We start from the raw sequence: 19,443 nt of genomic DNA on the forward strand, positions 1-19,443 counted from the left end.
CCCGCCGCTGCGCGCCCTGCCCTCCCTGCTGCGGCAGCTGGCCGGAGACCGGCTCGCGATGATGAGGGCCGCTGCCGGATACGGCGACGCGGTGCGGATCCCGCTCGGTCCGAAGACGCTGTATGTCTTCAACCACCCCGATCACGCCAAGCACGTTCTCACCGACAACGCCGCCAACTACCGCAAGGGCATCGGTCTGACCCAGGCCAAGCGCGCCCTCGGCGACGGCCTGCTGACCAGTGAGGGCGAGCTGTGGCGGCGCCAGCGCAAGGTGGTGCAGCCCGCGTTCCACCACGGCCGGATCGCCCGGCAGGCTCCCGTGGTGGCCGAGGAGGCGGCCGGGCTGGTCGCCCGGCTGCGCGCTCACGCGGGCCGCGGCCCGGTGGACCTGACGCGGGAGCTGACCGGCCTGACGCTCGGCGTACTCGGCCGCTCCCTGCTCGACAGCGACCTCGGGGCGTTCTCGGACCTCGGCCACGCCTTCGAGGTGGTGCAGGACCAGGCCATGTTCGAGATGGTCACGATGAGTGCGGTGCCGACGTGGGTCCCGCTCCCCGGACAGCTCCGGTTCCGGCGGGCCCGGGCCCGCCTGCAGCAGGTCGTCGGGCAACTGGCGCGGGACCGTACCGCGCGCGGCGGGATCGTGGAGGGCGACGACGCGCTGTCCCGGCTGGTCGTTTCGGTGCGCGAGGAGGCCCGCCCGCGGACCAGGGAACGACGGCTGCGGGACGAGTTGATCACCCTGCTGCTGGCCGGGCACGAAACCACCGCCTCGACGCTGGGCTGGACCTGCTATCTGATCGACCGGCACCCGGAAGTACGGGAGCGGCTGCGCGGCGAGGCCCTGGACGTGCTCGGCGAGCACCGGCTTCCGGAGTACGGGGACCTCGTGCGGCTGCGGTTCACGGCGCTGGCCGTCGAGGAGGCGATGCGGCTGTACCCGCCGGTGTGGATCCTGCCGAGGCAGGCGCTGGCGGACGACGAGGTCTGCGGTCACCGGGTACCGGCCGGGGCCGACGTGCTGATCTGCCCGTACACCCTGCACCGTCATCCGGGGTTCTGGGAGGCGCCGGAGCAGTTCCTGCCGGAGCGGTTCGCGCCCGAGCACCGGGCCGGCCGTCCCCGCTACGCTCACCTCCCCTTCGGTGCCGGGCCCCGGGTGTGCGTGGGGAGCAGTCTCGGCATGATGGAGGCGGTGTTCACCGTTGCGCTGCTCTGCCGTGAGCTGCGCCTGGAGAAGCTGCCGGGCTATCAGGTGCGGCCGGAGCCGAAGCTCTCGCTCGGCCTCCGTGGCGGGCTGCCGGTGACGGTGCACCGCGTTCCGTGACCCTCGCGGCCGGTGAGGCGGGGCAGCGGTCCCGCCACACCGGCCGCCGCCCGACGCACGCGCGATGACGTGGAGACGTCGTGCGTGGCGTGCCGCCGTGTTCGTCGGCGCGAGCCGGGATTTCCGGATCACGTCACGCGGAGCGTCGGGCACACGTTCTGAAGGCGTACGCCCGTCCACGTGCCGACGGCAGCAACACCGGAGATGCTCAGCTCCATCCGAGGCCGGATGATTTACGTGATTTCCGGCCGTTTCCTGATCGTGTAGCCGATGCGCGCGGCGGAAGGCGGGCCTGCCGGCGTCACGCGGCTGCGGGACGGCCACCGAAATCAGCCGGTCCGACCGCGCTGCCGTAGGCCCCGGAACGCATGATTCCGGGCCCTGGTACGCCCCCGAACGCATAACCCCGGTACCGGCCGCAGTCGTACCGCCCAAGTGGTCCGCACACGGCCACGCCCGGGCAGCCGCCCAAGGCCGCAGCCCGCCGATGTCCACGAATGATCAGTCCAGTCCTCGACGTGAAAGGCAGGGCAGCCATGGGAGCCCCCCGGCCGGACAGCACCGCGAACCGGTCTCTCACCCTCGAAGCGTTCGCCGACACCATCGTCCCGGGCGAGCGGCGTTCTCCCGACGATCGCGCCGTCGCCGGTGCCGCGCCCGGACCCGGTGCCGTCGCGGCCGGAGCCCTCGCGCTTCTCGAAACTCCCGCCACCGGGATCGCCGACTCCCTCGACGAGTACGCCCGCCTGCTCGACGAGCACGCCGAGGCCCATGCCGCCCGGCACGCCCTGCCCCCCGACCCCACCGTGCCCCCGTTCGTCGCCCTCCCGTTCAGCGACCGCACCGCACTCGTCGCCGCGCTCGTCGCCCCCGGCCACCCGGAGCGCGACCTGTGGGTGCTGCTGGCCCTGTTCAGCAACATGGCCTACGACACCGGGGCCCACCTGCACACCACCGACGCGCTCGAAGCCGGGCACCCGGGGCTCAAGGCCATGGGCTTCGCCGACCCGGACAGCGACGGACTGTGGAGATTCCCCGCCTTCTCCTACGGCCGCCCCCTGGCCCGCGTCCACCCCGACACCGCACCCTCCGGGAGCCTGGCATGAGCACCTCGACCAGCGAGCGCACCGACGTCCTCGTCGTGGGCAGCGGATTCGGCGGCGCGATCACCGCCTACCACCTCGCCGCGGGCGGGGCGAAGGTGACGATCCTGGAGCGCGGCCCCTGGCTGGAGTCACGGGACTTTGAGCACGACTTCCTCCTCGGCTCCTCCTACACCCGGATCTTCGACTTCGTCGTCGGCGACGGCATGAGCCTGCTCGGCGGCAACTGCGTCGGCGGCGGCAGCGTGGTCTACTTCGCCGCCATGCCCCGCGCCCCGCGGTTCGTCTTCCGGCGCACCGGCTCGATCGGCCGCCGCATGTGGCCCGCCGCCATCGACCGGGACTCCCTGGACCCGTGGTACGACGTGGTCAGCGACGCCCTGCCCGTCACCACCCAGGACTGGGGCGACGTCAGCTACGCCGGCGGCCTGTTCGCCGCGGCCTGCGACCACGCCGGCCGTACCGCCAACCCCGTCCCCACCGCCGTCGACAACACCAAGTGCACCAACTGCAACTGGATGATGGCCGGCTGCCGGTTCGACGCCAAGCGGTCACTGCTCCTGAACTACCTGCCGGCCGCCCGTGCGCACGGCGCCGAGATCCGCCCGCTGCACGAGGTGCAGCAGCTCACCCGTACCGACGACGGCGGCTACCGCGTCCACTACACCACCATCGACGACACCGACTACCGCGTGCACACCGGCAGCGGCACCATAGACGCCAAGATCGTGGTCATGGCCGCGGGTGCCGGAGCGACACCGGTGATCCTGCAGCGCTCCGCCGCCGGACTCGGCACCATGCCGCACGCCGTCGGCCGCTACTTCTCCGGCAACGGCGAACGCCTCAACACCGCGGTCGTCGACGAGGACAAGGCCCGCGAGCTGCTCGGCCTGGACCGCGGGGACGGCACCGCGTACCTCGCCAACCAGATCGGCAAGGGCCCCGTCGTCGCCAGCTGGGACAACCTCGACGCGAGTCTTCCGGAGCACTCGCGCTTCTCGCTGGAGCAGCTGTACTTCCCGCCCGGTTTCGGCACCATCCTCGCCCAGGTTCCCGGCGTGTCGCGCCCCGCCTGGTTCGGCGCCGGGAAGAAGGACCTCGTCAGCCGGTGGCGTTCCTGGCTGACGATCTTCACCATGGTCGAGGACGACAACGAGGGCGTCTTCGGACCGCCACCGCCCACCGGCAACGCCACCCGCATCTCCCAGCAGATGCTCGGCCGCGGCCCCATCGAGTACCGGCCCAGCGCCAACACCCTGCGGGGCTGGGCGGAATCGGACGCGGCGGTCAAGGACATCCTGGAACGCGACGGCCTCTCCCGCGTGATGCCGTGGACCAACGACGTCGTCGGTGCCTACACCGTCCACCCCCTCGCCTCCTGCCGCATCGGGGACGATCCGCACACCTCGGCGCTGGACGACCGCCACGAACTCCGCGGCCACCCGGGGATCTTCGTCACCGACGGATCGGCCGTCCCCGGCGCGCTCACCGTGAACCCCGCGCTCACCATCTCCGCCCTCGCCGAACGCGCGGTCCCCGGCATCGTCGAGGCGGCCCGGGAGCGTGGCGTGGCCGTCACCTACGGCGCGCCGACACCCGACGGCGACGGCTCGGCACACCGCGGCACCCGCCGCCAACTCCCCTACCTGACACGTGGTTAGGCCTGTTCCGCCCCTCGGCAAGGAGACCGACCGATGACGAACGTGCTCGTGCGCCGAGCTTTGCGCGCGCCCCTGTCGCGGGTACGTCATGTGTCCCCCGTTCCGCCCGCGTCCGCGGACGGGCTGGTGGCCGCGGTGTACGACGCGACGGAGCGCGACTTCGGGCTCCTCGCGCCCCCCGTCGCCCTCCACTCGCCCGACCCCCGCCTGCTGGCCGCCGTCTGGCTGATGCTCCGTGAGACGCTGATCGCCACCGGACGCATGGCGCGCGCGGACAAGGAGGCCGTCGCCACGGCTGTCTCGGAGGCCAACCGCTGCCCGTACTGCGCCGAGGTGCACGGCGCGACACTCCACGGACTGCTTGCCGGCGGCACCGGGGGCGCCGCAATCGGCCGCTCGCGCACCGGGCCGGGCGGACCTCCCGCCCGGGCAGGCGACCCGGCCCCGCCCTGGCACGTCCCGGTCCCTTCCGCCCAGGTGCCGGAAGCCGTCGGCGTGGCGGTCACCTTCCACTACCTCAACCGCGTCGTCAACGTCTTCCTCGGAGAACCCCCGGTACCGTCCTCGGCACCGGAACCGGCCCGGCGGGCGAGCCGCCTGGTACTGGGCCGGTTCCTACGCGCCCGGGCGGGCGGCCACCGCGAACCCGGGCGCTCCCTGGACCTGCTGCCCGCGGCCCCGCTCCCCGACGACCTCGCCTGGGCGGCCCCGACACCCACCGTGGCCGGAGCGCTCGCCCGCGCCGCCGCCGCGATCGAGGACGCGGCCGACGGCGCCGTCACCGAACCGGTCCGCGTCCTGGTCCACGACCGTATCGGCAGCTGGGACGGCGCGCCCGCGGACCTTGGCTTCAGCTGGCTCGACGAGGCCCTGGCCCGCCTGCCCCCGGAGGACCGGCCCTCCGGCCGCCTCGCCCTCCTCACCGCCCTCGCCTCGTACCGGGTGGACGAGCGTACGGTGACCCCGCTGCGCCGGGCCGGGTACGGGGACCGTGAGCTCGTCGCCCTGGTCGCCTGGGCCGCGTTCACCGCCGCACGCCGGGCCGGCGCCCGGCTCGCACCACCCGTGGACCACACCACGCCCCGCTCCCCTACCCCGTGACGGCGGCACCCGGCCGCATCACCGTTCCACGCCCCCGGCCCGCGCGCCCCGTGCCCGGCCGGTGTCCTGATCGTCCTCGGCCCTGCTCCCGGCCTCCGCCGCCCTGCCGCGGCCCGCCCGGCACGGTGGATCACCACCGGTTCCGCGGCCCGGCGGCCGACGGCGCCGCGACCCCGGCGTACCGCGCCCGGACCGCCGCCGGGCGGTCGAGCACGTTGCGAGAAGGATCCGGCGGGCGCACACGCCCACGATGTCGTGACCGCGCCGACTCCCCTCGGTTCCTCCCCCGGCCCGCGAGACGGAAGGCTGCCATGCCCCTTCATTCCTCCACCGCCACCCGCACGGACGCGCCCCGCGGATTCCAGCGCCCGGTCGCCTTCTGGCTCGGCACGGCGATCTGCACCGCGGGCGTCGTCCTCCACCTCCCGATGTACTTCGGCGCCCGGCACATGCACTACCACCTCGCCGGGATGCGCCCCGACCCCGCGATGATCTTCGGGATGGCGCTGATCGGCGTCGGCCTGATCGTGACGCTCTACGGACTGCTCCCCCAGCGCAGCCGGCAGATCCGGGAGGCCGCCGACAGCATCCGTGTCCGGGCCCTGGACGACGCGCCGATCCGCCTCCCCCACATCCTGCTGCTGATCGTCATGGCCGTCGCGGTGACCATCGACGTCATGAAGCCCACCTCGCTGGCGTTCGTCGCCTCCGGCGCGGCAGAGGAGTACGGGCTGCGCTCCCCCGCGCATCCCGACGGGAACATCAGCGTCGCCTGGCTGCCCCTCTCCGGAATCACCGGAACGGTACTGGGGTCGTGGATGTGGGGCTGGCTCGGCGACCGCATCGGACGGCGGGCATCGATTCTGTTCGCCGGGATGCTGTTCGTGACCACCTCGATCTGCGGCACCATGCCGAGCTTCACCTGGAACATCATCATGTGCCTGGTGATGGGCATGGGGGCCGGCGGCATGCTGCCGATCACCTTCACCCTGCTGGCGGAGACCATCCCGGCCCGCCACCGCGGCTGGCTGATGGTGCTGGTCGGAGGCGACATCGCCGGGGCGTACGTCATCACCAGCTGGCTCGCCGCGGAGCTCACACCGACGTTCAGCTGGCGGATCCTCTGGCTGATAGGGCTCCCCACCGGCCTGCTGTTCCTCGCGCTGAACCGCTGGATACCGGAGTCACCGCGGTACCTCCTGGCGCGGGGACGGCAGGCGGAGGCGGAGGCGGTGATGGCCCGTTACGGAGCCGCGGTCGTCCACGAGAAGAACGCGCCGCGCACCGCGCCCGCATCGGACACCCCGCACGGTTTCCGCACCCTGCTGCGCCGCGGTCTCGCCGGGCCGACGCTGACCATCACCCTGCTCGGCATCGGGGTCGGCCTGACGACGTACGGGTTCCAGCAATGGGTGCCCACCAACCTGGAACGGATGGGCTTGTCGGGCGTCAACTCGGCGTACGTGGTGCGCAACGCGGCGCTCCTCGGCCTGCCCCTCACCGTCCTGACCGCCTGGATGTACGGAGCGCTCGGCAGCCGCCGGACACTCGTCACGCTCAGTGGCCTCACGAGTGTGACCCTGTTCGGGTTCGTGATCGCCGGTGACGCGCTGGCCCACCGTGAGCTGCTGCTGTCCCTGCTGCTGGTCGTCCCGTTGTCCGGAATCAGCTCGGTGGCTGCCGCCGTCATGGGGTACGCGGCGGAGGTCTACCCGACGGTGGTGCGCTCGCGCGGCACGGGCCTGGCGGCCGGGATGACGAAGGTGGGAGGCGTACTGATCCTCGCACTCACGGTCGCCGCCGCGACCGTACCCTCCATCGCCTCGACGGCCCTGATCGGAGCGGTACCGCTGCTCGCCGCGGCACTCGCCCTCGTCCGCCTCGCCCCCGAGACGAAGAACCGCGAACTGGAGGAGATCAGCGACACGCTCCTGGACGAGGGCACCAACTCCTCGGCCTCCCCACGCTGACGGGCCCGGAAACCCACGATCCTCCCACGCCGCACCCGGCTCCCCGGGGAAAGGACGCGCGTATGCTCCTGCTCGACCTGATCATCCTGCTCTCCGGCATCCTGATCGGCACCGTCGCGCACCTCTCCGTCCCCGTCGCCATCGCGGCCGGAGCGGCGATCAGCACGGTCCTGCTCGCCTTCGCCACCAGAGAACACCGGATGAAGCGGTACCGGCGATGACCGTAGACCCTTCCACCCGCCACCGGGGCGACGACGCGGCCGCCGCCTCCTTCATCCTGGGCATGACCGGCCTCTTGGTGTTCAACCTCCTCCTGGGCCCCTGGGCCATCACCCTGGCCTCCCTGTCACTGACCCGCCACACCCACCGCCCGCTCCTGGCCGCCCTGGGCCTCGCCCTCGGACTCACGGACCTCCTCGTCCTGGCAGCCATCGGCTCCATGGACCACACCTTGAGCTGGCACATCGTCTCCTGACCTCTGAGCGGAGCCGGCTTCGAGCGGGACCGGCTTCGAGGGGTACCGGCTTTGAGGCATCGGTATCGGTGGGCGCGTACGGTGAGGTCCGGGACCGTGTACGCCCTCGACGACGTACGCCGCACCATGGAACGGCACCGGGAGACGGGCGAATCGCTGAACGGCAGCTACTTCTGGTGCTGGGACGGCCTTGTCGTGCGCGATGCCGGAATAGCGTCGATGAGCCGGGTCATCGACGGGCTCGTCGAAAGCGGCGAGTTCAAGACCGTGCTGCGTCATGTGGGGCGGGCGGAGGGCGACGGCGAAGCGGCTGACGCGCACTGGAAATCTCGGGCGAATCACTGCTCCGGTCACCGCTTCCGCCTCCGCTCCGGTCACCGCTCCGGCGTACTGCCTCATGCCGGCGCGGGCCGAGCCGGTGGTCCAGTGCGGCACCGACATCGGCACACATCCCCCGGATGAGGTCGAGAAAGGCGCTGAGCACCGGAGACCGTTCCCGGGCGGCGAAGGACAGGACGAGATCGGGCAGCGGCGTACGGGGCGTCACTTCGCAGAACCACGTCCCCGGGCGCGGGGCCGATGCCATGCGGGACGGGCCCAGGCCGACGCCCACGCCGGAGGCGGCGAGGCCGGTGATCGTGTGGATGTCCCTCGCGACCGTCGCCTCGCAGAGAGCCGTGGAATCCTCGCCGAGCAGCATGCGCAGCGCGGCGGAGATGGTGGGCTCGTCCGCGCCGGATGCCACGATCAGCGGCTGCTGCCGCAGTTGGTCCACACTGACCGACGGGCGCCCCGCGTAGGGGTGCACGGTGCTCACGACAGCGACCAGGTGATCGTGTCCGATCGGTACGGACACGAGGTGCTCGACTCCGGCGCCTCGCGGGTACCCGAGGGTGACCGCCACGTCCAGTTCGCCGTTGACGAGGGCGGCGGTGCTGCGGCTGGTCGCCATCTCGTGCAGTTCCAGCCGCACGTCGGGCCGCTCGCGGCCGAACCGGCCCAGCACGGCCGGCAGAGGTTCGAGCAGCGCCGAGGCGATGAACCCCAGGCGCAGGCGGCCCGTTTCACCACGCGCGGCCCGGCCCGCGTCGGCCACGGCCGCCGTCATCTCGTCGAGCGCCCGGCGCGCCCTGGCAAGGAACGCCTCGCCCGCGGCCGTCGGGAACACGCCCCGGCGCGTGCGGTCGAACAGCCGGGCGCCGACCTCGTGCTCAAGGTCGGCGATCTGCTTGGACAGCGGAGGCTGCGCGATCCCCAGGGCCCCGGCCGCCCGTCCGAAGTGCGCGTGCTCGGCGAGAGCGAGCGCGTACCGCAGATGCCGAGCTTCCATGACAACCAGCCCCCGGCGACATATCGACCACCTATATACCTCTATACCCCCATACCTCGATACCTCGCTACGTCGATATCTCGATACCTCAGAAGTATCGCCGATCGGCTTCCCAGATCTTTCGCTGGATGACGCCGAGATTGTCGTCTGGGATGGAGGCATGACAGACCTCCCCCTGAACAGCACCGTTTTCGTCTTCGTGCACGGCGCCTGGCACAGTTCCGCGCAGTGGGCGTCGACCCGGCGCGCTCTCGTCGGGCTCGGCGCGGCGAGCGTGGCCGTCGACCTGCCCGGCCACGGCAGCGACGCGCCGCTGCCCACCGGGTATCTCCTGCCCGGCCAGCCCGGTCTGCTGACCGAGAAATCCCAGCTCGCCACCTTGACGATGGACGCGTGCGCCGAAACCGTACTGAACACGCTGCGCCAGGTCCGCCACTACCGCAACGTCGTGCTCGTCGCCCACAGCGCGGGCGGCGGTCCCGCGTCACTGGCTGCTGAGCGGACGCCCGAACTCGTCGACCGAATCGTCTACCTGAGCGCGTTCGTCCCCGGTGGGCGGCCGCGATTCTCCGATTATCTCGACTCGCCCGAGAACGCCACCGCGCTGGGGCAGGACCTCCCCCTCGGCGACCAGGACGCTTTGGGCGCGGTGCGGATCAATCCGCTCTCGCCGGACCCCGTTTACGTCGAGGCCTTGCGGCAGACCCACTACCACGACACGCCCCGGGACCGCTTCGACCGCTGGCGTTCCCTGCTGACCACCGACCTGCCGCTGGCTGTCGCGGCCTCCCCCGTCGTCGTGACCACGGCACGGTGGGGACGGATACCGCGCACCTTCCTGCGCTGCGCGGACGACCGGGCGCTGCCTCCGGCCCTCCAGGACCTGATGATCGCTGAAGCCGACCAGGCCGCGCCCGGCCACCCGTTCACCGTACGCACCCTCCCGGGAAGCCACACCCCGTTCGCCGCACGGCCGCGCGAACTCGCCGAGGCTCTCGCCTTGTGAGGCCGTGCCGGTTCGAGTGCGTGCCCTGCCTGGTGCCTCCCGGCCCTGGGGCGCAGCGAGTCCCCATGGCCCGCTCAAGGCGGTGCCGGGCCGAGGCCAGGCCGATGTCAGACCCCGGACCTACTATCCAAGGGTGAACATCGAATTCACGTCAGAACCGCAACAGTTGGCGAGCGAGCCCCGTACGGCTCGGCGGGGCGAGAGGACCACCGGATGCTGATCACTGCGCGTTCTCTCAACCGTGCCACGCTCGCGCGTCAGTTGCTGCTCGGCCGCGCGTCGGGCGGCGTCACCGATGCGCTGCGGCGGGTGGTCGCCCTGCAGGCGCAGCAGCCCGCCTCGCCGTACATCGCACTGTGGAACCGTCTTGCCGACTTCGCTCCCGCCGACCTCGACGCTGCCGTCGCCGGCCTCCAGGCGGTCAAGGCCACACTCATGCGCGTCACATTGCACATGGTCCACGCCGAGGACTACCCGCCCTTTCGCGAGGCCATGGAGCCGACGCTGCGCGCCTCCAGGCTAGGCGACGCCCGTTTCACCGAGTCAGGGCTCACGGCAGCCGATGCCGAAGCGCTCGTCCCGGAGCTGCTCAAGTACGCCGACCGGCCCCGAACCAGCGCCGCGTTGCAGGGCCGTCTCGAAGAGCGACTGGGTGCGCCGCTGGAGCAGTCGGCCTGGCGAATGCTGCGGCAGTACGTCCCCCTGTGGCACGCCCCCGCCGAAGCGCCGTGGTCGTTCGGCACCCGGCAGACGTACGTCGCGGCCGGCACGCGGCCGGTGCTGGCAGACCCCGATGCCGCCGCGGCGGGTCTGCGGGTGCTGGTGCACCGCTACCTGGCGGGGTTCGGTCCGGCGTCGGTGGCGGACGTGGCTCAGTTCTCTTCGGTACGGCGGTCCCGGGCCAGAGCCGCGTTGCAGGCGCTCGCCGACGACCTCGTACAACTGGAAGGCCCCGGCGGCACGGTGCTGTACGACATACCCGGCGCGCCGCGGCCCGCCGAGGACGCCCCGGCCCCGCCCAGACTGATGGCGATGTGGGACAGCGTCCTGCTCGCCTACGCCGATCGCAGCCGCGTCATTCCCCCCGCGTACCGCAAGTTGGTGATCCGTATGAACGGAGATGTGCTGCCCACACTGTTGGTCGACGGCCATGTAGCGGGCGTCTGGCGCCCCGCCGACGGAGGCATCGAGGCCACCGCGTTCCACCCCCTCCCGGACGAGACGTGGGAGGGCCTGCGCGCAGAGGCCAGGTCACTCGTGGCCTTCCTGGCCGACCGCGACCCCACGGTCTACCGCCGCTACGACCACTGGTGGTCCAAGGGCCTCCCAGCCGCCGAAATACGGCTGCTGCCCGGCGACTGAGCGACTCAGCCAGTGGCTGCGAAGGATCCGTCGTCGGGCAGTGTTTCTTCGTTGGAGGAAGGTGAAGAGGTTCTCCCAGCGTTCGACGATGGTGGCGGTGGCGTAGCGCTGGATGTTGGTGCGGGCCTGGTCGCCCATGCGGTTGCGCAGGGCGGAGACGGTGATGAGGGTTTCGAGGTGGCGGGCGAGTTCGCTGGTGTTGCCGGGTGGGGCGAGGAGGCCGTCGTGGCCGTGGCGGATGATTTCGCGGACGCCGGGGGCGACGTCGAAGGCGACGCAGGGCACGGCGGTGGTCATGGCTTCCATGGGGGCCAGCGGGAAGCCCTCGCCGCGGGAGCTGAGCACGAACACCGAGGCTTGGCGCAGCGCGCCGGGCACGTCGGTGGTGCGGCCCATCCACTGCACGCTGTCGGCGATGCCCAGCCGGGCGCTGTGCTTCTTCAGCGCCGCCTCCTCCTCGCCGGCGCCGTAGATGCGGAGGCGCCACTCGGGGTGGCGCCCGGAAGGGGCAGACGGTCCCGAACGGGGCAGGGGGAGGGTGCAGGTACTGGAGTGCCGGTCGGCGAGCAGCGCCGACCGGACGGTACACCCGTTACAGCAGCGACGATCCGCACGCCGGAGGCAGGCCCGGTGCGGGACATAACCAGGAGCGACGGCAGACCGGGAATGCAACCGTCCGTGTCGGCCCGCAGCCACTCCGCCGAGTCCGGTCTCTCCAGGGCCCTCAACTACAAGCGGTCGGCTGCGGGCTCCGGGGCAATAGGAGCGTAGCGTCGATGGCGGAGCCGCTTTCCACGCGCCCACGAGGACCCATCCCCGAACACGCCCATTGCTGAACACGAGCCCCCTCACCGAAATTGCTTCGGATCCCCTCCCCGCCGCCGTGCCTGGCGCCCTCAGGTTTCTTTTCCAGCCGGAGGAAACGTAGCGTCGATGGCCTCGCGGATGACGCGATAGCAAGTGCAGGCATTCGCCTCCAGACGGGCGCGGTCCAGGACGGTGATCGTGCCGCGGCTGTAGCTGATGCAGCCGTCGTCGGCCAGGGCACCCGCGACCTCACTGACCGACGATCTGCGGACCGCGAGCATCTGGGCGAGGAATTTCTGCGTCAGGACGAACTGGTCGCTGTGCATCCGGTCGGCGGTCATGAGCAGCCAACGGGCGCACCGTTGCCGTGTGCGGTGGCTGCGGTTGCAGCCCGCGTTGCGCGCCAGCTGGGCGAACATGGACTGGGTGAATCGTTGCAGCGTCTGCTGTAGTTGCCCGTCCGGCACGGCGATCTCGTGGCGGAACCGGTCGGCCTCCATCCGCAGCCCGCGCCCGGCGACCTGGCACACGGCCGGCTCGGTCGGGCTGCCGACGTCCAGGAACACCGCGAGCCCGACCATGCCCTCGTCGCCGACGGTGGCGACCTCGACGGCCGGCCCGTCCAGCTCGGCGAGGATCGTGCAGACGCCCAGCAGCGGGAACCATACGGACTCGGTCCGCTCCCCCGGCCGGTACAGCACGTCTCCGGTGCTCAGCTCGGCCGGCTCCAGTTGGGGTTACAGTCTCCGGCGCTCAGCCTCCGGCAGGGCCGCGAGGATGCGGTTGCCTCTGCTGTCGTACGGACCGGATGCGCCATTCGTCATGGCGTGCCCGCCTTTCGTCATGGCGTGCCCGCCTTTCGTCCCGTGGTCAGGTGGCGACCGCCGGTGGGATCACCGCCGCCCAGGGCGGCAGCAACACCCGCATCAGGCCTGCGACACCCGGCACCATCACCAGGCTGACCAGTGCGTGAGCCAGCACCGGCAGGGGCAGGGGCGCAGAGGCAGGGGCAGGGGCAGGGGCAGGGGCAGGGGCAGGGGCAGGGGCAGGGGCAGCACGAAGTGTCTATGCAGCCGGTGGCCATCGCGGCGCTCGGCATTCCGACGGCTTCGGCCGTGATGATGTCCTGGGCGAGCACCCGGCCTCCCGCGCCGCGGATGTGGCGTACGCCCAGGGCCCCGTCTTCCAGGCGCCCGGTCAGTACCGCCGCCAGCAGCCGGGGGCCGAATGCGGCCGCGGCGGAAGCGAACATCGGATCCGCCGAACGGTGGCCGTCCGTGGCGTGCAGCGACACCGTGCCCTCAGGCGTGAAGGCGGCCCAGTGGCCTGCCGGCACGACGTGGACGACACCCGCCGCCAGCTGGTCCCCCTCCTCCAACAACCGCACCGGGAGCGTGGACCGGTGCCGCAGGACCCCCACCAGGCCGTCCTGCTCCCGCACCGGACGGTGCTGCACCAGTACGACCGCGGCGGGGAACGTCTCGGGCAGCGCCGCGAGGATCTCACGGTAGGCGTTCACACCACCGAGCGACGCGGTCATACAGACCACGTCGAAGGCAGCGGAGGACTTCTGAACGGTACCGAACACGGCACCAGCCTCATGCCCGGCACCGCACACAGCGGACGAGTGGAGGCGGAGGGATTGCAGGAGCGGCGTGACGGCGGTCGGCGACCGATGGCCAGAACCGGCCGGCACCAGAATCCTCACCCGGCTCTACGCCACTGAGGTGACAGGCCCACCCCGCGCGCCCGCCAGGTCGTGCGCGGCAGGCGAAGAACCAGGCCCCTTCCCGAGCACTCACCCCCAAGCACTCACCCCAAGCACTCACCCCCCATCCCTCACCCCCGACTTCGGCAGAGACCCGCTGGGCGGTACGGTCGTCCGCCGTGGACGTATGGCCGTACCGGTGCCGTCACTTGAGGCCGGCGTCGCGGACGAGCAAGGCCATCTGCACCCGGTTGGACAGGCCCAGTTTGGCCAGGGCGCGGCTGACGTGGGCCTTGACCGTGCCTTCGCTCATGGCCAGCGCACGCCCGATCTCGGCGTTCGACAGGCCGCGGGCCACCGCCCGCACCGCCTCGTCCTCGCGCTCGGTCAGCACCGACAGGCGCTTCCGTGCCTCGGCGGCGCCTTCGGGCTGCAGGTCGGCGAAGGTGTCGAGCAGGCGCTTGGTGACCTTCGGCGTGAGCATGGCGCTGCCCTCGGCGATGGTGCGGACGGCGTTGGCGAGGTCGCGTGGGGAGGTGTCCTTCAGGAGGAAGCCGCATGCTCCGTTGCGCAGGGCGGTGTGCACATAGTCGTCGAGGTCGAAAGTGGTCAGCATGATCACTTTCGGTCCGTCGGGCGAACGGCGCAGCTCGCGCAGGGCGGTCAGGCCGTCCATGCCCGCCATGCGTACGTCCATGAGGACGACGTCGGGGCGGTGTTCGGCGACCGCGGTGATCGCTTCCCGGCCGTCGCTCGCCTCGGCGACCACCTCGATGTCGTCGGTCGGTTGCAGGATCATGCGCAGCCCGGCCCGGACCAGCGCTTCGTCGTCGACTACCAGGACGCGGATCACGCGTGGTCCTCCAGGGCGGGTTCGGAGACGGGAAAGCGGGCGGAGACGGTGAAGCCGCCGTCGGGGCGGGGGTCGGCGGCGAAGACGCCGTCGAGCAGTTCCACCCGTTCGCGCAGTCCGACCAGGCCCATACCGCTGCCCGGCAGGGCCTCGGCGGGGCCGGCCGGGGCCGTGTTGCTCACGGTGATCTCCAGATCCGCGTCGTGGTAGTGCACGGCGACCTCGGTGTGCGCCGTGCCGGCGTGCTTGTGGACGTTGGTGAGGGCTTCCTGGACGACGCGGTACGCGGCGTGTTCCAGGAGGGTCGGCAGCCGTTTCGGTGTGCCCGCGTCGTGGCGCCGTACGGTGATGCCCGCGGCCCGCGTCTGGTCGAGCAGCCGGTCGAGGTCGACCAGCGTCGGCTGCGGACCGAGGGCGGGCTCGTCCCCGTCGCCCGCGCTCTTGAGGACGCCGATGACGTCCCTGAGCTGGCCGAGCGCCTCCCGGCCGGTGGTACGGATCAGTTCCGCGGCGGCAGCGGTGTCGGCGTCCTTCGCGTTGACCTCCAGCGCGCCCGCGTGCAGCACCATGAGGGACACCCGGTGGGCGACGACGTCGTGCATGTCGCGAGCGATGCGGGCCCGTTCCTGGATGCGGGCCTGTTCGGCGCGTGCGGCCTGCTCCCTCTCCAGTTGCGCGGCACGCTCCTGGAGACCTTCGATCACCTCGCTGCGGGCCCTGCTCCACAGGCCCAGCACCGCGGGAAGCCAGACGAACACGACGACGCTGCCGAGCGAGGAAAGCAGGTCGTCCCGGGCCAGGCCGGGCATTCCGATGGCGACGCCGGTGGTCATCGGCAGGATGACGACCGCGCTCGCGCCCACTACGTACCAGATCAGGCGCAGTTGGGGGCGTGCGTTGCGGGCGACGACGTACGAGCCGACGCTCAGCGGCATCCAGACCGACAGCAGGATCCAGGCCGCCGGCCCGAAGCTGACCACCGGCCAGCGCTTGCGCGGCAGCATCAGGACGGTGACGGCGGAGATCACCGCCGCGACCGCCGACAGGGCCGGCACCGAGTCCGGCGTGATGCCCAACTTTGCCTGCATGTAGTCGATCGGGCGCCCGTCTATCGGTATGAACGCGCCTGCGGCGACCACGGCCGCCAGTACTTTCAGTCCCCACCGGTCCACTGCGTCGCGCAAGCGCTGACGGAGCGCTGTCTCCATGCGTCGGGCCACGGGCCGAGCCTAGTTCTTCGCAGCACGCCCGGCTTCCGCCATCCGTCTATGCACCGCCCCACGAAGGTTCAGCGCCGCCGCAACTTAAGTCAGGGATGTTCGTGGTCTTTTGGGCGACGTGCCGCGTGATCCACGACGGGACCATTTCTGCCATGACACAGACAACAGCTGCCGTCCGGGCCACCGGGCTCACCAAGCGGTACGGGTCGGCCGATGCCCGGGTGGTCGCGCTCGCCGGCGTCGATGTGGAGTTCCACCGCGGTGAGTTCACCGCGATCATGGGGCCGTCCGGTTCCGGCAAGTCGACGCTGATGCACTGCGTCGCGGGCCTGGACCAGGCCGACGAGGGCACGGTGTGGATCGGGGACACCGAGTTGACGGGGCTGCGCGACGACGCCCTGACCAGCCTGCGCCGCGACCGGGTGGGGTTCGTCTTCCAGGCGTTCAACCTGCTTCCCACGCTGACCGCCCTGGAGAACATCACGCTGCCCTTCGACCTTGCCGGCCGCGAGCCCGACCGCGAGGCGCTGGACAAGGTCGTCGCGACGCTGCACCTGCGGAACCGCCTCCACCACCGGCCCAGTCAGCTCTCCGGCGGCCAGCAGCAGCGTGTGGCTTGCGCCCGCGCGCTGGTCACCCGGCCCGAGGTGGTCTTCGCCGACGAGCCGACCGGCGCGCTGGACTCCGCCGCCTCCGCCGAGTTGCTCGGCTTCCTGCGCCGCAGTGTGGACGACCTCGGCAGGACGGTGGCGATGGTGACCCACGAACCAAGCGCCGCCGCCTACGCGGACCGGGTGCTGTTCCTGAAGGACGGCCACCTCGTCGGCGAGATCCACTCGCCGACCGCGGACAGCGTGCTGGAGCGCATGAAGTCCTTCGAGAGGGCAGTCGTCTGATGTTCAGAACCATGCTGCGCGACCTGCTCGGCCACAAGGGCCGCGTGGTGATGACGCTCATCGCCATCGCGCTCGGTGTGACTGCGACGGTCGGAAGCTGGGTGGTGAGCGACTCCATCGCCACCACCCTCGCGGGCCAGGAGACCCGTAAGGACGTCGGTGTCTCGGTGCAGAGCCCCGGCAAGGACCCGGTGCTGACCACCGCGGACCGGGACCGACTGGCCGCGGTGCCCGGTGTCGCACGCGCCGAGGGCGTGATCGTCGGCCGGGCCGGGCTGGTCGGCCGCGACGGCAAGTTCGTCCGCACCACCACGGTCCTGGACCGGGCGGGCACGGACTGGAGCAACGACCGGCGGTTCACGGTCCAGTCGGGCACGGCCCCCACCGGGCCGCGCCAGGTCGCGCTCAACAAGTCCGATGCCGACAAGGCAGGGCTCAAGGTGGGTGACACCGCACGCGTCCTGCTGGCCGGCGGGCGTACGGACAGCGCCAAGGTGACCGCTCTGTACGAGTACAACCGGCTGGGCCCGGAGACCACACAGGACTCCGACGGGCCGTCCGACGCGGTGCCGGTGGTCGCCTACGACACCAGGACCGCCGAGAAGCTTCTCGGTGAGCGATTCCACCGCGTCGAGCTGACCGCGGCGCCCGGCACGCGCGCCGGCGCCGTGGAAGGGGCCGCGCGGAAGACCGTCCCCACCGGCTATCACGTCGAGACGGGCGGTGCCCTGGCGGACGCCGCGGTGCGGCAGTCGGAGTCCGAGGCGCAGGAGCTGCGCATGACGATGCTGCCGTTCGCGGCGGTCGCCCTGCTGGTCGGCGGGTTCGTCATCACCAACACCTTCACCATGCTCGTCAGCCAGCGGACCCGGCAGTTCGCGCTGCTCAGGGCCGTCGGCGCGCGCAGACGCCAGGTGCGGTCCGGGATCGTCGCCGAGGCCGTCGCGCTGGGACTCGCGGGTGGCACGATCGGCACGCTGGCCGGAGTGGCGCTGGGGCCGGCGATGATCTCGGTGATGCGTCCGGGCGGCGACGTCGACTTCACCGTCAGTCCGGTGGCTGTCCTGCTCGGGTACGGGGTCGCTCTGCTGGTGACCGTACTGGCCGCGTACAGCTCGGCGCGCCGGGCCGCGGCCGTGCCGCCGGTCGCCGCGCTGCGGACCGACGCGATCGTGCCGCGGGAGACCAAGCGGCTGCGTGTCCTGCTGGGCCTCGGCTTCGTGGCCGTCGGCGCGGTCATGGTCATCGCCACGGCGGATCCGAGCTCTTCCAACGCCGCGCGCATCACCGGCCTGGCAGGAGCGGTCCTCGGCGTGACCGGCATGCTCATGCTGGCACCGTTCTTCGCCGAGGTGGTCCTGCACCCGGTCGCCCGGCTGCTCGGCGCGCGGTCCCGGCCGGCGGTCCGGCTCGGGCTGCGCAACGCGGCCGGCGACCCGCGCCGCACCGCGGGCACGGCGACCGCCATCACCGTCGGTCTGGCGCTGGTCTGCTCGTTCGCGACCCTCAGTGCCTCGTTCTCCGCGCTGATCGCCTCGACGACGCGGGCCAACGTGCCCACGACGACCACGGTCCTGCAGTCCGCCGCCGGCGGCGAGTCCTCGCTCACTCTCGCCGAAGCCGGACGTGTCGGCGCGCTGCCGGGCGTCTCCCGGGTGGCGGGCAGCCGGGACGTCCTGGTCGGGCTGACCTACCCGGGCGGGAAGACCGAGCGGCGGATCTCCGCGATCGAGCCGGCCGGACTCCAGGGCGTACTGACCCCGGACATCACGGCAGGCAGCGCCGACCTGACCCGGGGCGTGGTCATTTCGCAGAACCAGGCCGACATGCTGAACCTCGGCATGAACGACAAGATCACCCTGCATATGGACGCCAGGACCGCCATCACCCAGACCGTGGTGGGCATCTACGATGCGACGGAGCTGCAAGCCAGCATCTTCCTGGACGTCGCCAAGGCTCCCGCGTCGCTGCGTAAACAGATCACCACGCTGTACGCCTCCGGGCCCGACCCGGCGAAGGCGCGAGCGAGTATCCAAGCGGCTTTCCGCGAGCGTCCGGACGTTCTTGTCGGCGACCGTGAAACGCTCGTGCAACAGGGCGTCGACCAACAGTCACTGGCTTTCACGCTGATGTACGCGATGTTCGGCGTCGCGATCCTGATCGCGGTGTTCGGCGTGGTGAACACGCTGGTGCTCTCGGTCATGGAGCGCACCCGGGAGATCGGGGTGATCCGTGCGGTGGGAGCCTCGCGTCTGTCGGTCCGCCGGACGATCCGGGTGGAGAGCATCGTGATTTCGCTTTTCGGTGCGCTGCTCGGGGTCGTGGTGGGTGTACCCGCGGGTGCCGTCATGCAGCACGCCATGTTCGGGCAGCGGCTGTGGGACTTCTCGGTGCCCGTCGGCATCATCGCGTCGGCCCTGGCCAGTATAGCCGTCGCGGCCGTCCTGGCCGCCATGTGGCCGGCCCGCCGGGCGGCCCGTACCAACATGTTGGCGGCCATCGCCGGCGAATAACCCGGAAACGCCCCGGAGCCGAGCAGCAGTGCCGCCGAAAGCCCACCCCACCCCAACTCACCCCACCCCACCTCACCTAACCCTTCCGCGATCCCGCAGGGATGAGCACCC

At 71.6% G+C, this 19,443-nt stretch carries 16 protein-coding genes and 1 pseudogene; 11 read left to right on the forward strand and 6 right to left on the reverse strand.

Annotated features, from left to right (window positions below; genetic code table 11):
* The first annotated feature begins 58 nt into the window (after nt 1-58).
* From A6A06_RS28010 to A6A06_RS28035, 7 genes are all read left to right on the forward strand, one after another.
* Complete coding sequence (locus A6A06_RS28010) at nt 59-1,327, forward strand: cytochrome P450 (protein ID WP_073764763.1); 1,269 nt, start codon at nt 59-61, stop codon at nt 1,325-1,327.
* Between the two features lie 536 nt (nt 1,328-1,863).
* Nucleotides 1,864-2,433, forward strand: coding sequence for a DUF5987 family protein (locus tag A6A06_RS28015; protein WP_073764411.1), 570 nt, complete (start codon nt 1,864-1,866; stop codon nt 2,431-2,433).
* A complete protein-coding gene (locus tag A6A06_RS28020; RefSeq protein ID WP_073764412.1) occupies nt 2,430-4,091 on the forward strand; it encodes an FAD-dependent oxidoreductase in 1,662 nt (553 codons plus the stop codon). Before A6A06_RS28015 ends, A6A06_RS28020 begins: the two co-directional genes overlap by 4 nt.
* A 33-nt stretch (nt 4,092-4,124) precedes the next feature.
* Nucleotides 4,125-5,192 (forward strand): carboxymuconolactone decarboxylase family protein, encoded by a 1,068-nt coding sequence (locus tag A6A06_RS28025; RefSeq protein WP_073764414.1) that lies wholly within the window; start codon nt 4,125-4,127, stop codon nt 5,190-5,192.
* Nucleotides 5,193-5,503: 311 nt separating this feature from the next.
* Nucleotides 5,504-7,162 carry an MFS transporter gene (locus A6A06_RS28030; RefSeq protein ID WP_073764416.1) on the forward strand — a complete coding sequence of 553 codons (1,659 nt, stop codon included), beginning with the start codon at nt 5,504-5,506 and terminating at the stop codon, nt 7,160-7,162.
* Nucleotides 7,163-7,224: 62 nt separating this feature from the next.
* The gene (locus A6A06_RS42160) at nt 7,225-7,383 is read left to right on the forward strand and encodes a hypothetical protein (protein ID WP_199931198.1); all 159 of its coding nucleotides are present in this window, start codon (nt 7,225-7,227) and stop codon (nt 7,381-7,383) included.
* Nucleotides 7,380-7,637 (forward strand): hypothetical protein, encoded by a 258-nt coding sequence (locus A6A06_RS28035; protein ID WP_073764418.1) that lies wholly within the window; start codon nt 7,380-7,382, stop codon nt 7,635-7,637. The genes A6A06_RS42160 and A6A06_RS28035 overlap by 4 nt, the downstream gene beginning before the upstream one ends.
* Nucleotides 7,638-7,896: 259 nt before the next feature.
* On the opposite strand, the gene A6A06_RS28040 is transcribed toward A6A06_RS28035, so the two are convergent.
* Nucleotides 7,897-8,967 carry a LysR family transcriptional regulator gene (locus A6A06_RS28040; RefSeq protein ID WP_079194381.1) on the reverse strand — a complete coding sequence of 357 codons (1,071 nt, stop codon included), beginning with the start codon at nt 8,965-8,967 and terminating at the stop codon, nt 7,897-7,899.
* Between the two features lie 160 nt (nt 8,968-9,127).
* Between A6A06_RS28040 and A6A06_RS28045 the strand changes: the two genes are divergently transcribed.
* Both A6A06_RS28045 and A6A06_RS28050 read left to right on the forward strand, forming a co-directional pair.
* Nucleotides 9,128-9,973, forward strand: a complete 846-nt coding sequence (locus tag A6A06_RS28045) for an alpha/beta hydrolase (RefSeq protein WP_073764420.1) — start codon at nt 9,128-9,130, stop codon at nt 9,971-9,973.
* Nucleotides 9,974-10,186: 213 nt separating this feature from the next.
* Nucleotides 10,187-11,335, forward strand: a complete 1,149-nt coding sequence (locus A6A06_RS28050; protein WP_073764422.1) for a winged helix DNA-binding domain-containing protein — start codon at nt 10,187-10,189, stop codon at nt 11,333-11,335.
* Between the two features lie 48 nt (nt 11,336-11,383).
* On the opposite strand, the pseudogene A6A06_RS43080 reads toward A6A06_RS28050, so the two are convergent.
* The 5 genes and pseudogenes from A6A06_RS43080 to A6A06_RS28075 form a co-directional block, all read right to left on the reverse strand.
* A pseudogene (locus A6A06_RS43080) lies at nt 11,384-11,833 on the reverse strand (glycosyltransferase); the annotation flags it as partial.
* 398 nt (nt 11,834-12,231) lie between these two features.
* Entirely contained in the window at nt 12,232-12,843 is a 612-nt protein-coding gene (locus A6A06_RS43085; protein ID WP_079194383.1) for a Crp/Fnr family transcriptional regulator, read from the reverse strand.
* Nucleotides 12,844-12,983: 140 nt separating this feature from the next.
* Nucleotides 12,984-13,730: a chemotaxis protein CheB gene (locus tag A6A06_RS28065; protein WP_073764424.1), complete on the reverse strand. Its 747-nt coding sequence runs from the start codon at nt 13,728-13,730 to the stop codon at nt 12,984-12,986.
* Nucleotides 13,731-14,055: 325 nt separating this feature from the next.
* Nucleotides 14,056-14,703, reverse strand: a complete 648-nt coding sequence (locus A6A06_RS28070; protein ID WP_073764426.1) for a response regulator — start codon at nt 14,701-14,703, stop codon at nt 14,056-14,058.
* Entirely contained in the window at nt 14,700-15,887 is a 1,188-nt protein-coding gene (locus A6A06_RS28075) for a sensor histidine kinase (RefSeq protein ID WP_199931199.1), read from the reverse strand. The genes A6A06_RS28070 and A6A06_RS28075 overlap by 4 nt, the downstream gene beginning before the upstream one ends.
* Nucleotides 15,888-16,075: 188 nt before the next feature.
* Here A6A06_RS28075 and A6A06_RS28080 point away from each other — a divergent pair, with 188 nt between their 5' ends.
* Nucleotides 16,076-16,819: an ABC transporter ATP-binding protein gene (locus A6A06_RS28080; RefSeq protein WP_073764430.1), complete on the forward strand. Its 744-nt coding sequence runs from the start codon at nt 16,076-16,078 to the stop codon at nt 16,817-16,819.
* Entirely contained in the window at nt 16,819-19,332 is a 2,514-nt protein-coding gene (locus tag A6A06_RS28085) for an ABC transporter permease (RefSeq protein WP_073764432.1), read from the forward strand. Before A6A06_RS28080 ends, A6A06_RS28085 begins: the two co-directional genes overlap by 1 nt.
* Nucleotides 19,333-19,443 lie beyond the last annotated feature (111 nt).

The sequence above is a fragment of the Streptomyces sp. CB02923 genome, assembly GCF_001905005.1.
Classification (GTDB): domain Bacteria; phylum Actinomycetota; class Actinomycetes; order Streptomycetales; family Streptomycetaceae; genus Streptomyces.